We start from the raw sequence: 15,035 nt of genomic DNA on the forward strand, positions 1-15,035 counted from the left end.
GTGGGGGAATTCATCTTGTCATTTTTTGTCGAAAAAACAAAGGATGATAAAATGAGTGTTGAGATTGATTGGAGGACTATGAAATGTATGCAGAGGAATTGTTAAGTGCATTACCTTTGAAAAAAATAATTGGAGTGTTGCCAGACCAGGTCTGTGATATTGTGGTGGATTCTCGAAGTGTACAACCGAATAGCATGTTTGTTTGTATAAAGGGCTACACAGTGGATGGTCATGACTATGCACAAAAAGCAGTTGAGGGTGGCGCGACAATAATAGTGACTGAACGTGAATTACCATTAGGAGAAGCAATAGCACAGGTCATTGTGAAAGATACTGATAGAGCTGTTGGCTTACTTGCTGCTAAATTCTTTGATTATCCCTCAAAGGATATAACGATGATTGGAGTAACAGGAACAAATGGCAAAACATCAGTTACAGGGATTATTCAGAATATTATGCACGGTATGGGCGAAAAGTCTGCACTAACTGGAACAATTGGCTTTAATTTAAATGGTATTTTATATGAATCTGCTAATACGACAAGTGATGCTTTATCGACACAGCAAATGATTTTCCGAGCCAAAATGGAAGGCTGTCGTCTTATGACAATGGAGGTTTCTTCCCATGGTTTAGCATTAGGGCGTTTGGCTGGCGTTGATTATGATGTAGCTATTTTTACAAATCTTACACATGATCATCTTGATTTCCATGGTACGATGGAGGAATATGGCCATGCAAAAGGTTTACTATTCTCTCAACTTGGACAAGATTTAGAAAAAAATAAATTTGTGGTGTTAAATGCTGATGATGAATGGTCAGAGCGCTATGCTGCAATGACACCCTTCCCAGTGTGGACATATGGACTCATAAATGAAACAGCTGATTTCCGAGCTATTAATTGTGAGTATCATGATTACATGACTTCCTTTGATGTCGAAATGCCGGAAGGGATATTCCGTGTAAAAATGAATTTATTAGGTGAATTTAATATTTACAATGTACTTGCTGCAATGGTTGCTTTTTATGGTCGAGGTTACTCTATGGAAACGATTATTGAACAGATCGAGCAATTGCCGCCAGTAAAAGGACGTATGGAGAAAGTTTGCTCAGATTTACCAGTGCAAATTTTTGTAGACTATGCACATACTCCAGATGCAATTGAAAAGGCGATTGCAGCAGCACAGCCGTATAAAAAAGGGAAGCTTATTTTCCTTGTAGGTACAGGTGGTAACCGTGATAAATCGAAGCGCCCGGCAATGGCGGAAAAGGCATCGGCAGCGGATTATGTGATTTTGACGACAGATGATCCACGCTACGAAGATTACAATAGCATAACAGGTGACCTTGCCAAAGGGATGCTTCATGAAAATTATGCTTGTATTGGAGATCGAGCAGAGGCTGTCCGTCATGCAATTGAAATTGCTGAACCAGGAGATATGATTATTTTTGCTGGTAAAGGTCATGAGGATTACCAGATTATTGAGAATACAAAATATCCACATAGCGATGCAGAGATTGCTATTGAAGCGGGTCGATTAAAATTCGTATAATGGATACCCCATTATCGGTGTTTGTTTGAGATTATTAAAACGATAATCTACCAATTTCAATATCTTAGGCATACTGATGAATGTTAAAGGAACCCTTTTAGTAGTCACTAAAGGGTTTTCTTTTTCGGGAATTCATGTAAAAAGCTTGTACGAAAGGCAAGTCTTCTTTTATTATTAGTAAGTATGAAAAAAGGAGAATGACGAGATGAATTCAAATTTAGAAAAAGATATAGTATCGCGTCGGACATTCGCCATTATCAGTCACCCTGATGCTGGGAAAACGACGATAACAGAAAAGCTTTTACTATTCGGTGGTGCGATTCGTGATGCTGGTACAGTAAAAGGGAAAAAAACAGGTAAGTTTGCAACATCTGACTGGATGGAAATTGAAAAGCAGCGTGGGATTTCTGTAACTTCCTCCGTGATGCAATTTGATTATAATGGCTCTCGCGTCAATATTTTAGATACTCCAGGTCACCAAGATTTCTCAGAGGATACGTATCGTACCTTAATGGCTGTAGACAGTGCTGTTATGGTTGTCGATGCTGCCAAAGGGATTGAAGCACAAACTTTAAAGCTTTTTAAAGTTTGTAAAATGCGTGGTATTCCGATTTTTACTTTTATCAATAAACTGGACCGTCAAGGGAAAGAGCCACTCGAGCTGATTGAAGAGCTTGAGGAGGTACTGGGCATTCACGCTTACCCAATGAACTGGCCAATTGGTATGGGTAAAGAGTTTCTAGGTATTTATGATCGTTATAATAAACGTATCGAGCAATTCCGTACTGATGAAGAAGAACGTTTTTTACCTATTGATGAAAATGGAGAACTTGCAGTTGAGCATCCTATGAAGGTGACTTCTTATTATTCGCAAGCAATGGATGATATTATGCTGCTTGACGAAGCGGGAAATGCTTATTCTGAGGAAAAGATTCGTCGTGGTGAATTAACGCCAGTTTTCTTTGGCTCTGCATTAACCAACTTTGGTGTCCAAACATTCCTTGAAACCTATTTACAATTTGCACCAACACCTCAGCCTAGAATTACTGAAGATGAACAGTTTATTGATCCTGTTGAATATGAGGAATTTTCAGGCTTTATTTTTAAGATTCAAGCTAATATGAATCCTGCCCATCGCGATCGTATTGCTTTTGTTCGTATTGTATCTGGAAAATTTGAACGTGGTATGAATATGACACTATCTCGTACAGGTAAATCGTTCAAGGTGACACAATCTACACAATTCCTTGCAGATGATCGTGAAACAGTAGATGAAGCTGTAGCTGGCGATATTATCGGTTTATACGATACTGGAACATATCAAATTGGGGACACTGTTGTAGGTGGAAAGAAAACATTCCAATTTGAAAAATTACCACAATTTACTCCTGAGTTATTTGTGCGTGTAACAGCGAAAAACGTGATGAAATCAAAGCAATTCCATAAAGGGATTTTGCAATTAGTTCAAGAAGGCGCTATTCAATACTATAAAACATTGCATACCGAAGAAGTCATTTTAGGGGCTGTTGGTCAGTTGCAATTTGAGGTTTTTGAACATCGCATGAAAAACGAATACAATGTTGAAGTGAAGATGGAGCCAATTGGTTCAAAAATAGCACGATGGATTGAAAATGAAGAGGATGTAAAGGAATCTATGTCTTCAGGGCGTTCCATGCTTGTAAAAGATCGCTTTGATAATTTTGTTTTCCTCTTTGAAAATGAGTTTGCTATGCGTTGGTTTGCTGATAAAAACGAAAACATTAAACTATATAGTCTCTTATAAATAACTAACACGAATCGACAATTTTGCGATTCGTGTTTTTTTACAAGGAAAATTAGAGCAATGTGTAGAATATATACAGTATTAGGAAATGTAGTGTATCACTAAAAGTCGAGCGACATGTTTTTAAGCGAAAATTAACCATCCTTTGTAACTTCTAGCCTTTACTAAGAATCGGCAAAAATGGATTTAGATTTTTCTAATTTATAAAATATTCTCCTTTTCGGTTATCATAGGAAGGAAGATAGAGAAGGAGTTTGTAAAAAATGAACATTAGTGATTTTTCAATTAAAAGACCCGTTTTTACAATTGTTACGATGCTATTTGTCATTATATTAGGTGGGGTTTCATTATTAAAAATACCAATTACGCTAATACCTGAGCTACATCCACCTATAGGTGTCGTTGTTACTTCTTATCCTGGTGCGAGTCCAGCAGAAGTCAATGAAAAGATAACCAAGCCTTTAGAAACAACGCTCGCAACCCTACCAGGTATAAAAAAACTACAGTCTACCTCGCAAGAAGGATCCAATTTAATTGTACTTGAGTTTAATTGGTCAACCAATATAGAAGATGTACAGCTTGATATTTTACAGCGAATTGATATGACCCCCTTACCGAGTGATGCTGAGAAGCCTAGCTTTTTAAAGTTTGACCCATCCCAATTTCCGATTATACAGCTTTCGCTTCGTGCAGAAAATGATGATGTAGACGTACGATTATTGGCGGAGGACTTAGAAAAAGAGCTTCGTCGAACAGCAGGAGTCGCAAGTGTAAATGTTTCTGGTAAGCTTGTAGAAGAAGTTCAACTAACTTTAGATGAATCAAAGCTAGTTGAAAAAGGCTTAACGCAAGCGGATATAATCCAAATCATTCAATCCAACAATGTGTCTCTTCCAGGGGAGCCCGTGTTAACTAACGATGGAAAAATGCTAACTACACGTATCCTGAGCACATTAAGTACACCTAAAGACATCGCTGATTTAATTGTTTCAGTAAATCCATTAGATGGTAAAGCCTTGACAGTTGGGGAGGTAGCGACTGTTGAACGTGTAGAGCAAAGATCCATGACGACAACGCGAGCAAATAACCATCCAGCTGTATTAATGTCTGTTTTACAGGAGTCAGGTGCGAATACAGCAGAGGTATCAAAGGCCTTTCAAGATGCGTTAAATGAATTATTGGCAAAGAAGCAGTATGAGGGCATTGTTGCTGATGTACTAACAGATCAAGGAAACTATGTAGATTTAGCGATTAGCAATATTGGGTCCTCGTTACTTTTAGGTGGCTTATTCGCTATGTTCGTGCTTTTTGTCTTTTTACGTAGCGTGAAAAGTCCTATTATTATAGGTATTGCTATTCCATACTCAGTAATTGTCACATTTGTTTTAATGTATTTTGCGAATTTCTCCCTCAATATTATGACATTGGGAGCATTAGCGCTTGGGATTGGGATGCTTGTAGATAATGCCATCGTTGTGATTGAAAATATTGAGCGTCATCTAGGAATTGGCAAGAGCCCTATAGTAGCAGCTAAAGAAGGAACGAAAGAGGTAGCACTTGCTATCACCGCGTCCACTCTTACTACAATTGCGGTATTTATTCCTGTCATGTTTATTGAGGGATTAATAGGACAGATTTTCACAGAATTTGCCTTAACCATTTCCTTTAGTTTAATTGCATCTTTAGTGGTTGCATTAACGGTTGTTCCAATGCTTGCTAGCCGTCTTTTAAAAATAAAAGCTGTTAGCATTTATGAGAAACGTAATGAGTCAATCTTATATAAAAATTATAGAGCTTCCATTGTTTGGGTATTGCGACATCGCATGCTTGTCCTTATCTCAACAATCGTCTGCTTTGGCATCGCACTGTTTGGTCTTATGCGAATCGGTACAGAGTTTTTACCATCGACCGATGAAGGATTTACTTCAATTAGTGTAAATCTAGAGAAGGGTGTTGCTGTATCAGAAACGGAGAAAATAGTTGCGAAAATTGAAGATCGGCTAAAACAGGAGAAGGATGTGGATGTTTATGTCAGCTTAGTCGGTGGTACACAGCAATCACAGGCTCGCGGACAAACAAGTGCCAATCAGGCAGAGCTTTATGTAAAGCTAGTTCCTTTAGCAGATAGAAAACGTTCAATTTTTGAATTTGTTGAGGAGCTTGAGCAAGATTTACATACTGAGCTTGGTGAGCAGGCAGAAATCACCTTTAATGTCTCCACATCAACTGGCTCATCCCCAAATACATTGACATTTAGATTAACCGATTCTGATGAACAGCGACTTCATAGTGCAGTCAATAATGTGCAACAGGAGCTTTTGAAGGTAAGTGCTGTCACAAATGTTTCCACAGATTTAGATAACACTGTAAAAGAAATTCAAGTCGAGGTGGACCGAGAAAGGGCAAAAGATTACGGATTTGTTCCTGCACAAATAGCACAACTGGTCAATCAAATGACTAAGGGTCAACTTACAACACAAATCATTGCAGAGGATGGTGCGGTACTACCGGTTTATACAGGCTTTGGACATGTCTTTAATAATAGTATCGAATCTTTAAAATCTATGCAGTTACGTTCTCCTGCAGGCTTATTTGTAAAGCTTGAGGATATAGCTACTGTTGCTGTTCAAGAAGGACCCGTATCGATTAGACGTTCTGATCAAGCGGCTGCTGTAGCATTTTTTGTGGAGTATGAAACGAAGGAATCTTTAGGCGGTATTTCGGCTAAAGTTGACCAAGCATTACAAAAGGCTAAGTTACCTTCTGAAACCCAGGTAGTCTTTAGTGGAGATCGTGAACTTTATGATAGTGCTATCAATGATATGCTTTTAGCCGTTGCACTAGCTGTAGTGCTCGTATATATCGTAATGGCAGCACAATTCGAATCATTTAAGCATCCATTTGTAATCATGTTTACGGTACCGTTAATGATTATTGGTGTTGCCATAGCAATGTTTATGACGAATACGCTTATTGGAGTGACCTCTGTTATCGGTATATTAGTCCTTGTAGGGATTGTCGTTAATAATGGAATTGTGCTTGTAGATTATATTAATCAGCAAAAGTCTAAAGGAATGGGGACCTATGATGCGATCTTACTTGCTACTCAGGATAGACTTCGCCCAATTTTAATGACGGCGCTCACGACCATTTTAGGTTTGCTGCCACTTGCACTAGGCTTTGGTGAAGGAACAGAGATGAATCAGCCTATGGGTATTGCAGTTATTGGCGGCCTTGTCACATCGACTTTGCTGACATTATATATTGTACCGACTGTTTATAGCTTAATGGATAAAGAAACTCGGAAGATACGGTAGGCTCAGGGGGAATTGAGAGATGGGAGTTCATTTTTTTACAGGTTTTCCAGGATTCATTTCAAGTCAATTGATAAGGGAGATATTTCGAAAAAATCAGGCACAGGAAGTTGTAGTTATCGTTTTAGCAGGAGAATTAGTGAAGGCTAATATTGAAAAAGATTCTATTATTGCGGAGTTTCCAAATGGTTTGATTCGTATAGTAGAGGGAGATATTACATTACCGAATCTTGGACTAGAAAATCAAACAGTACAGGAAGTAGTGCCTCAAATAGAAGTGCTTTGGCACCTAGCAGCCATATATGATTTAGCAGTCCCACGTGATACAGCCTGGAAGGTAAATGTGCATGGTACAACAATGGTCAATGATTTTGTTCGAAGTCTTCCAAATTTAAGACGTTATATGTACTTTAGTACAGCCTATGTGGCAGGTACACGTGAAGGTGTTTTAAAAGAAAATGAACTCGTTCGTCCTCCTGCATTTAAAAACTATTATGAGGAAACAAAATATGAAGCTGAACATCGTGTAGAAGATTTAAAATCAGAAATTCCATTAACGATTATTCGACCTGGTATTGTGCGTGGTCATTCCAAAACAGGAGAAACAATCAAATTTGATGGACCTTACTTCTTTTTAAATATGGTAGATAAATTAAAATGGTTGCCTTTTATTCCGTATATCGGTCAATCTACATCAACAATTAATGTAGTTCCAGTAGATTATATTATTAATGCTTCAACGTATCTTGTTGATGAAAAATGTGCTGAAGGGAAAACCTTGCATTTAACAGATCCGAATCCACATCCTGTTCAAGAAGTATACCAGACAATGGTGAAATTATTAACGAGTCAATCTCCTAAGGGACAATTACCATTGATTCTAGCAAAAGTATCTTTGCGAGTGCCATTTATTCGAAAAAAACTTGGGGTAGAGCAGGAAACGTTAGACTATTTAACGTGGAATGCTCACTTTGATACAACGGAAGCAGTAGCAATTTTGACAAAGGGTGGGATTACATGTCCTGATTTTATAGATACGATGCCTATCATGATTGATTTCTATTTAGCGCATAAAGAAGAAAAAAACTATCAAATTCAGATAAAATAGAATTAGTCTTTTATCTTTTTTGCTATGAAGATGAATTAGTAGATAGATCATTTTGCCACGCTTTCATGTTAGTGCTATAATATTTTTTACAGAAGAACACCTTCGACATTTTGTCAAAGGGGAGTAGCTAACAGATACGAGCGTTGTAGCTGGTTTCACATTCGTCAAGACATGGTATTTACCATCGGGTGTGATAGTAAATAACTCTATGCTTTCTAGCTTGGAGTTGAAATTTTCTGATAGAAGGGATTTATCTTCATTCAGCAAATGTTTTTTGTATCGAAAGTTTTTGCGCGTAAGCATTGCGGCAGATACAGAAGACGCCACCTCTAAAGGTGGTGAGATGAAATGAAAATCCGTGACATCTGCCAATTACGCCAAGGCGTAATTGATTTACTTAGCGAGACCTTTGCCTTTTCATAGGGCAGAGGTCTTTTCTTTTGTACCTGTATAGTAATGACTAATTTGGGTATACAGAGGTAGAGGAGGCACTTACATGGAGGCAATTTTATTACAGTATGGGTGGGTACTTATTGTACTGATTGTTTTAGAAGGATTATTAGCAGCAGATAATGCAGTTGTAATGGCTGTAATGGTGAGACATTTACCGCGTGATCAACAAAAAAAGGCTTTATTTTATGGATTATTTGGCGCATTAATTTTCCGATTTTCAGCGCTTTTTATTATTACAGTGCTAGTGAATTATTGGCAGATTCAAGCACTAGGAGCAGCATATTTATTATTCATGTCAGGGAAAAATATATATGATTTACGCCATAAAGAGGATTCAACAGACGAAACGAATGAGAAAGTAACAAAAAGAGGCAGTGGTTTCTGGATGACGGTGCTTAAGGTGGAGGCTGCGGATATTGCATTTGCTATCGATTCGATGCTTGCAGCAGTAGCTATAGCGGTCACACTACCAGAACTAGGGCATTTTGATATTGGTGGTATCAATGGCGGTCAATTTGCAGTGATGCTACTTGGAGGATTTATTGGTGTAATCATGATGCGATTTGCTGCACAATGGTTTGTAAAAGTATTAAATGACTATCCTTCACTTGAAACGGCTGCATTTTTAATTGTTGGTTGGGTAGGTGTCAAGCTTGTTGTGTTAACATTGTCACACGAAAGAGTAGGTATTTTACCAGTAGAGTTCCCTCATTCTACAGCGTGGGAGGTAACTTTTTGGGTTGTACTAGTAGCAATTGCACTAGTTGGTTACTTAGTAGGTGTAAGGAATAAACAACATACACATTAACTTTTTGAGGAATAGTCATATCTATTCCTCTTTCTTTTTTGACGTATTTTTTCTATACTAATATCTATCGAGTTTAGAGTATGGAAGGAGTTAAGAAAGTGCCTTGGAAAAAATCATCGAATAGGCTTGTAACGCCGTTTCAGGTACTAGTATCTTATTATTTTATAGCCATAGCCATTTCCTTCCTGTTACTACGACTTCCGGGCGTTCATCAAGAAGGTGTGAAAGTTTCGTTATTAGATAGCTTGTTTACAGCAGTAAGCGCAGTAAGTGTAACGGGTTTAACCACATTTAATATTTCAGAGACGTATACAACCTTTGGACTCGTAATGGTGCTTGTTATTCTGCAGCTTGGAGCCATTGGCATTATGTCACTCGGTACCTTTGTTTGGTTATTGGTTGGGAAAAAAATAGGCATGCGTGAGCGACAATTAATTATGATAGACCATAACCAATATAATTTATCTGGCGTAGTTCAATTAATACGGGAAATATTAAAAATCTTAATCGGTATTGAGGTTGTAGGTGCATTTATACTAACACTACACTTTACGAATTATTTCGATACGCTAGAGGAAGCTTTTCTACATGGTGTCTTTGCTTCTATTTCCGCCACTACTAATGGTGGTTTCGATATTACAGGAATGAGCTTGCTACCGTTTCATAATGATTATTTTGTTCAATTGATTACCATGGTATTAATTGTCCTTGGCGCAATAGGCTTCCCGGTACTTATAGAAGTAAAAACTTTTTTAATGAATCGTCATGCAAATTTCCGATTCAGTTTATTTACAAAAATTACTACCTCCACGTATGCAATTTTATTTGTAGTTGGTGCTGTCGTAATTTTTCTGCTTGAATCATTTCATTCATTTAAGGGAATGGCTTGGCATGAGGCGCTGTTTTCTGCTATGTTTCATTCAGTTTCGACACGCTCAGCAGGGCTTACAACATATGATGTAACAACATTTAGTGAAGCAACAGATATTTTTATGAGTTTCCTAATGTTTATCGGTTCTTCACCTAGCTCAGTTGGTGGTGGGATACGTACAACAACATTCGCCATGGCTATCCTATTCCTTATTACCTTTGCAAGAGGAAGAGAGGATATTCAAGTGTTTGGACGTGAAATACATTTAATTGATGTCTTTCGCTCGTTTGTTGTTATTTTGTTAGCTTTCTTTATGGTCTTGGTTGCGACTATTATTTTACTTATTACTGAGCCACATGCATCACTGATACAAATCATTTTTGAAATTACCTCAGCATTCGGTACATGTGGCATGTCATTAGGAATTACTTCTGATTTATCAATAGTCGGCAAAATTATCATTATTATTTTGATGTTTGTTGGTCGTGTCGGCTTAATTTCCTTCCTTTATACTCTTGGTGGTGGAGGAAGAGGTAAAAAATCAAGCTATCATTATCCAAAGGAACGTGTAATTATTGGGTAGTAGGGTTTTGTCATAACCTGAGTGTACGTTAAAAAGTATATTTAACGTGTATTCGGGTTTCTTTTTTAACTTGGTAAAGGCGATAGAAAAATCGCTAAAAAACAATTTTCATTAAAATGTCAAAAAATTTAAAATTATTTATCCCGAATGTATTATTATCGAAATGGGTATTAATTACAAGATGATTATGTTCTTCAGCTAAGAATTTAGCACTAAGAATTTTTGGGTTATTTGTGCTACCCTTACTAAGGGAAAGTAACAGAAGTGAACTTCCTGTTTGTCTGTTCATTATGGTTTACTTTTGAAGAGTTAAATAGGTTTGGGAAATTTAAGAATTCTTTAAGAATAGAAAAACGCCAATCCTAATGTTGATTTTATAGGATTAGCGTTTTTAATTATATAGAATGGATGGACGCAAAGTACGGGGCTTGTCCATGACGGAAATATGTGAATAGATAGCCGTTTTTTTGTACAATTTTGCCCTTTGTGAAATTTTGGTAATCCAAGTGGTGTGGTACTACAAGTGTATGTTTAAATAATTCTTTTTCTGATAAATCGAAATTAGCGAATGCTTCTCCCGCTATTGAAGGGTTTTCACGCAAGGCATTGTAAATTGCTTTTTGCTGTTCTTCAGTAGGACGTTCCTTCCACCATAGTTTACGAGGCTGGAATTGCTGTACCATCAGATAATCAAGTTGCATTAAGCTTTTAACAATATCTATATTCACACCCTCTATTGTTTCTAAAAACATTAATAAACGACGGAATAAATCCTCAAGTTGATGGCCAATTCGGGACCATCCCTTTGATTCCCAATAAGTTCCGAAATTTTGGAAGAAATCAAAAGGTGTTTCAAAAACTTCCGTTACTAGATATTCAACTGTATGATCCATACGATGATCATTCCAATACTTCTCAAGTACATCCTCTGCATGTTTAATACGGACAATATCATCGAAGTTTAAGACATTATTAGAGAAAATCTCATAGGGTGCTAAATCCACATAAGTATAGCCGAATTTTTCAGCTTCAAGGCGAAGCCCTGTCCCGCGCAGAAGCTTTAGGAACCCAAGCTGTAATTCCTCAGGTCTCATTGCAAAAACATCATTAAAAGTTTGTCTGAAGCTACCATAATCCTCTTCAGGCAGACCAGCAATTAAATCTAAATGCTGATCAATTTTCCCACCATCTTTTACCATGGTCACTGTGCGCTTTAGCTTTTCAAAATTTTGACGGCGTTTGACGAGTGTATTTGTTAAATCGTTTGTGGATTGTACGCCTATTTCAAAACGGAATAAACCTTTTGGGGCGTTATCATTTAAAAATTGGATGACCTCTGGACGCATAATATCTGCGGTAATCTCAAATTGAAAGACAACACCTGGCTTATGCTCATCGATTAAAAATTGAAACATTTCCATAGCATAGCTACGACTAATATTAAAAGTACGGTCAACAAATTTAATTGTACGTGCACCATTATTCATTAAAAAACGAATGTCTTCTTTTATTTTTTCACGGTTAAAGTAACGAACCCCTACTTCAATAGAAGATAAACAAAATTGACAGCTAAACGGACATCCTCTACTTGTTTCAATATACTGTATTCGTTTGCTGAGGTGTGGAATATCCTCTTCAAAACGAAATGGACTAGGCAATTCTCGTAAGTCTATCTTTGGAGGCTGAGCGTGAATTCTTACTTTACCATCCTCTAAATAACATATCCCTGGCACATCCTCTAATGAAATATCTCCATGTAAATAGCGAAGTAATTGTTTAAAAGATGTCTCGCCCTCACCCATGATAATAAAATCAATTTCTTCAACCCTACGTAACCAATAGTGGACATCATAAGAAACTTCAGGTCCTCCCAGCAAAATTTTAACATCAGGGCAGACAGTTTTTAACATTTTAATAACATGAATAGTTTCTTCAATATTCCAGATGTAGCAACTAAATCCTACAATATCAGGTTTTTTTTGAAATAAATCTGATACAATATTAAAAGAGGGATCTTTAATTGTGTATTCTGCAATAATTGGATTGAATTCTGGTAAAGCAGCTCCTTTTAAATAACGCAATGCTAAATTTGTGTGAATATACTTTGCGTTTAAAGTAGTTAAAATAGTATTCATTCAATAATCTTCCTTTCAACATCTAATTGTAACAGTCAAGTAGCTATCATACAATATAATCCTTTTTACCTATTTATTTTGTGAACGGTTCGTGAAATAATTTTAAATACTTAAATTTACTAAATTTTGTAATAATAGAATCGTACAGTCATAAAGTATAGTAAAGGCTCAAAATTCAATTTAGAGGTTTTTTACTCTTTTGAAAGGTTCGGTGAGAAAGTTGAAGCAAAATGATATTAATCAATGTTTTGGAAATCTTATGAAAAGTACTTCGTCACCAACACTTATTCTGAATAAAGCAGGAAAAATTTTAAACGTTAATGAAGCTGCTATAAAACTTTTTAACCTGAATTTAACGTATATTGGCTATTTAGCAATGGACGAGCCATCCAATTTAAAATGGGCGAAGTTTGTCAAACAACTACAAAACGACCTGAGATCTGAAGAAATCTTTAATATTCGTATTGCAGGTAACGAATTTGAGATGATGTCCTTCAAATGTTTTTATGATCCAAATACAGGGGAAATCGTTGCCCAAATATCAACATTAAATAATGATGTTGCCCATAGGTTATATGTTAGTCAGGAGCAGGAAAGGTCACAGTCTTTCAATGCATACGACCACTTACCATATGCTGTCATAGTAAGTGATGCTAGCGGGATAATTCTTGGGCTCAATAAGTATGCAGAAATGTATTTAAAATTAGAAAAAACGCAGCTTCTTCATAAAGCACACCAGCATATTTTTGACTCATTTACAATGAAAAAGGGACAAATTACATCCTATCTTTCAAAGTTAATGGGTGAGAAACATGCAAGTATTCATGTTGTTGATGAAACGCAAGTTAGTAGAACATGCTATTATGAAATCTCTAGTGTTTTTGATGAATATAACAATATTATTATCACAGTTATTAATGATGAAACAGAAAAGAAACAACTTCAACATAAAGTGGAGCATCAGCAGGCTTTAAATGTGGTTGGCCAAATGGCAGCTAGCATTGCCCATGAAATTCGGAATCCATTGACTTCACTCAAGGGCTTTACGGAATTATTAAAGCTAAATGCTGATGAAGAATCGCGAATGTATTTATCTGTTATTGACAGTGAGCTCCAACGGATGGAACAAATTTTATCCGAGCTTTTAGTATTGTCCAAGCCAACAAGTATGAAGGTGGAATTATTAGATTTGGACAATATTGTGAAGCAAGTGATTGAATTTATGCTTCCGGATGCTTTGATGAAAAATATTATGATTCAATATATTTCTTCTGCTAATCAAGCAGCTTATATTGGCGGTAATGAAAATCGTTTAAAGCAAGTTTTCATGAATCTCATCAAAAATGCGATGGAGTCCATGAATAATGGTGGAACAATCACGATAGAAATGAATGTCATTGACTGCACGATGGTTGAACTAATGATTAAAGATGAAGGCAATGGTATGGATAGCAGTACCCTTCAAAACTTATTCCAGCCTTTTTACACGACTAAATCAACAGGGACAGGACTAGGCCTTGCTTTCGTGAAAAAAGTGATAGAAGAGCATGAAGGGTTAATTGGTGTGAATAGTGAGTTACAGAAGGGGACATGCTTCCACCTGCAATTCCCCATTTACACATTTAATCAAATGGATGCAGTGGATGTACCGTCGAAGGACTCCGCTTATTTAGTAACATAAGGAAAGTATAAATGGTTGCATAAATGCTTTAAAATGCACGAATTTAGATATTGCTTTTGACAATGCTTTTCTAAAATCGCTATAATGGCATGTATAAAGAGCGAATTGAGAGGAAAAGGATATGACGTCAGAAGATTTAAAGCAATCTTTAAAATTATATATTGTATTATCACGTGCACATAAAGCGATTAACGAGACAACTCATTCATTCTTTCAAGAGAATGGATTAAATCCTACTGAATTTGCCGTATTAGAGCTTCTTTATCATAAAGGAAGACAACCTTTACAGCAAATTGGCAATAAAATTTTGCTAGCCAGTGGGTCTATTACGTATGTCATTGACAAGCTCGAAAAAAGAGGATATTTATTACGTGTCTCTTGTCCAGCAGATCGCCGAGTTACCTATGCAGAAATTACTGAGAAGGGTGAGGCGTTTATGAGTGAGTTATTTCCAAAGCATGAGCGTCATTTGCATGAGCTAGTGAGTGTGTTATCTGTGGAGGAAAAAGATCAAGCCATCAATTTGTTGAAAAAATTAGGGCTGTCCATTAAAGATTTATCTTATTAAGAAGTACCCGATTGTTAAGGGCACTGAAAAAGTCGATTTGCCGTAAAAATTGTCATGCAAATCGATTTTTTTAATTTTAAAAAGACAAAAAGTGAATTTTTTAGTTCTTTATTGCTTTGGGGTGTTTTTATGAACAAAGAGACTGTAGGCAAACTTTTTAGTTCGTCTACAGTCTTATTTT

At 36.7% G+C, this 15,035-nt stretch carries 9 protein-coding genes; 8 read left to right on the forward strand and 1 reads right to left on the reverse strand.

Translation table 11 applies throughout. The features are described from left to right. Positions 1-83 precede the first annotated feature (83 nt). The 6 genes from AC2CGN_RS16320 (at position 84) to AC2CGN_RS16345 (ending at position 10,470) form a co-directional block, all read left to right on the forward strand. A complete protein-coding gene (locus AC2CGN_RS16320) occupies positions 84-1,550 on the forward strand; it encodes a UDP-N-acetylmuramoyl-L-alanyl-D-glutamate--2,6-diaminopimelate ligase (protein WP_286925311.1) in 1,467 nt (488 codons plus the stop codon). Positions 1,551-1,755: 205 nt separating this feature from the next. Further along, the gene (locus tag AC2CGN_RS16325; protein ID WP_286925310.1) at positions 1,756-3,333 is read left to right on the forward strand and encodes a peptide chain release factor 3; all 1,578 of its coding nucleotides are present in this window, start codon (positions 1,756-1,758) and stop codon (positions 3,331-3,333) included. A 263-nt stretch (positions 3,334-3,596) separates the two neighbouring features. After that, the gene (locus AC2CGN_RS16330; protein ID WP_484514947.1) at positions 3,597-6,650 is read left to right on the forward strand and encodes an efflux RND transporter permease subunit; all 3,054 of its coding nucleotides are present in this window, start codon (positions 3,597-3,599) and stop codon (positions 6,648-6,650) included. 19 nt (positions 6,651-6,669) lie between these two features. Beyond that, positions 6,670-7,755 carry an SDR family oxidoreductase gene (locus AC2CGN_RS16335; protein WP_484514949.1) on the forward strand — a complete coding sequence of 362 codons (1,086 nt, stop codon included), beginning with the start codon at positions 6,670-6,672 and terminating at the stop codon, positions 7,753-7,755. 496 nt (positions 7,756-8,251) lie between these two features. Beyond that, positions 8,252-9,016 (forward strand): TerC family protein, encoded by a 765-nt coding sequence (locus tag AC2CGN_RS16340; RefSeq protein ID WP_429980453.1) that lies wholly within the window; start codon positions 8,252-8,254, stop codon positions 9,014-9,016. A gap of 98 nt (positions 9,017-9,114) precedes the next feature. Then, positions 9,115-10,470 carry a TrkH family potassium uptake protein gene (locus tag AC2CGN_RS16345; protein WP_283870947.1) on the forward strand — a complete coding sequence of 452 codons (1,356 nt, stop codon included), beginning with the start codon at positions 9,115-9,117 and terminating at the stop codon, positions 10,468-10,470. A gap of 395 nt (positions 10,471-10,865) precedes the next feature. Here AC2CGN_RS16345 and AC2CGN_RS16350 read toward each other — a convergent pair whose 3' ends face one another. After that, a complete protein-coding gene (locus tag AC2CGN_RS16350) occupies positions 10,866-12,605 on the reverse strand; it encodes a B12-binding domain-containing radical SAM protein (RefSeq protein ID WP_484514952.1) in 1,740 nt (579 codons plus the stop codon). Positions 12,606-12,864: 259 nt separating this feature from the next. Between AC2CGN_RS16350 and AC2CGN_RS16355 the strand changes: the two genes are divergently transcribed. Continuing rightward, positions 12,865-14,286 carry a PAS domain-containing sensor histidine kinase gene (locus tag AC2CGN_RS16355; RefSeq protein WP_484514954.1) on the forward strand — a complete coding sequence of 474 codons (1,422 nt, stop codon included), beginning with the start codon at positions 12,865-12,867 and terminating at the stop codon, positions 14,284-14,286. Between the two features lie 121 nt (positions 14,287-14,407). Beyond that, positions 14,408-14,854 carry a MarR family winged helix-turn-helix transcriptional regulator gene (locus tag AC2CGN_RS16360; protein WP_054770115.1) on the forward strand — a complete coding sequence of 149 codons (447 nt, stop codon included), beginning with the start codon at positions 14,408-14,410 and terminating at the stop codon, positions 14,852-14,854. Positions 14,855-15,035 lie beyond the last annotated feature (181 nt).

The sequence above is a fragment of the Lysinibacillus sp. DFXJR4 genome, from assembly GCF_057196045.1.

Coding starts and splice junctions, on each gene's coding strand:
- AC2CGN_RS16330 (WP_484514947.1), top strand. CDS start 3,597: ATGAACATTAGTGATTTTTCAATTAAAAGACCCGTTTTTACAATTGTT.
- AC2CGN_RS16325 (WP_286925310.1), top strand. CDS start 1,756: ATGAATTCAAATTTAGAAAAAGATATAGTATCGCGTCGGACATTCGCC.
- AC2CGN_RS16350 (WP_484514952.1), bottom strand. CDS start 12,605: ATGAATACTATTTTAACTACTTTAAACGCAAAGTATATTCACACAAAT.
- AC2CGN_RS16340 (WP_429980453.1), top strand. CDS start 8,252: ATGGAGGCAATTTTATTACAGTATGGGTGGGTACTTATTGTACTGATT.
- AC2CGN_RS16335 (WP_484514949.1), top strand. CDS start 6,670: ATGGGAGTTCATTTTTTTACAGGTTTTCCAGGATTCATTTCAAGTCAA.
- AC2CGN_RS16355 (WP_484514954.1), top strand. CDS start 12,865: ATGAAAAGTACTTCGTCACCAACACTTATTCTGAATAAAGCAGGAAAA.
- AC2CGN_RS16360 (WP_054770115.1), top strand. CDS start 14,408: ATGACGTCAGAAGATTTAAAGCAATCTTTAAAATTATATATTGTATTA.
- AC2CGN_RS16320 (WP_286925311.1), top strand. CDS start 84: ATGTATGCAGAGGAATTGTTAAGTGCATTACCTTTGAAAAAAATAATT.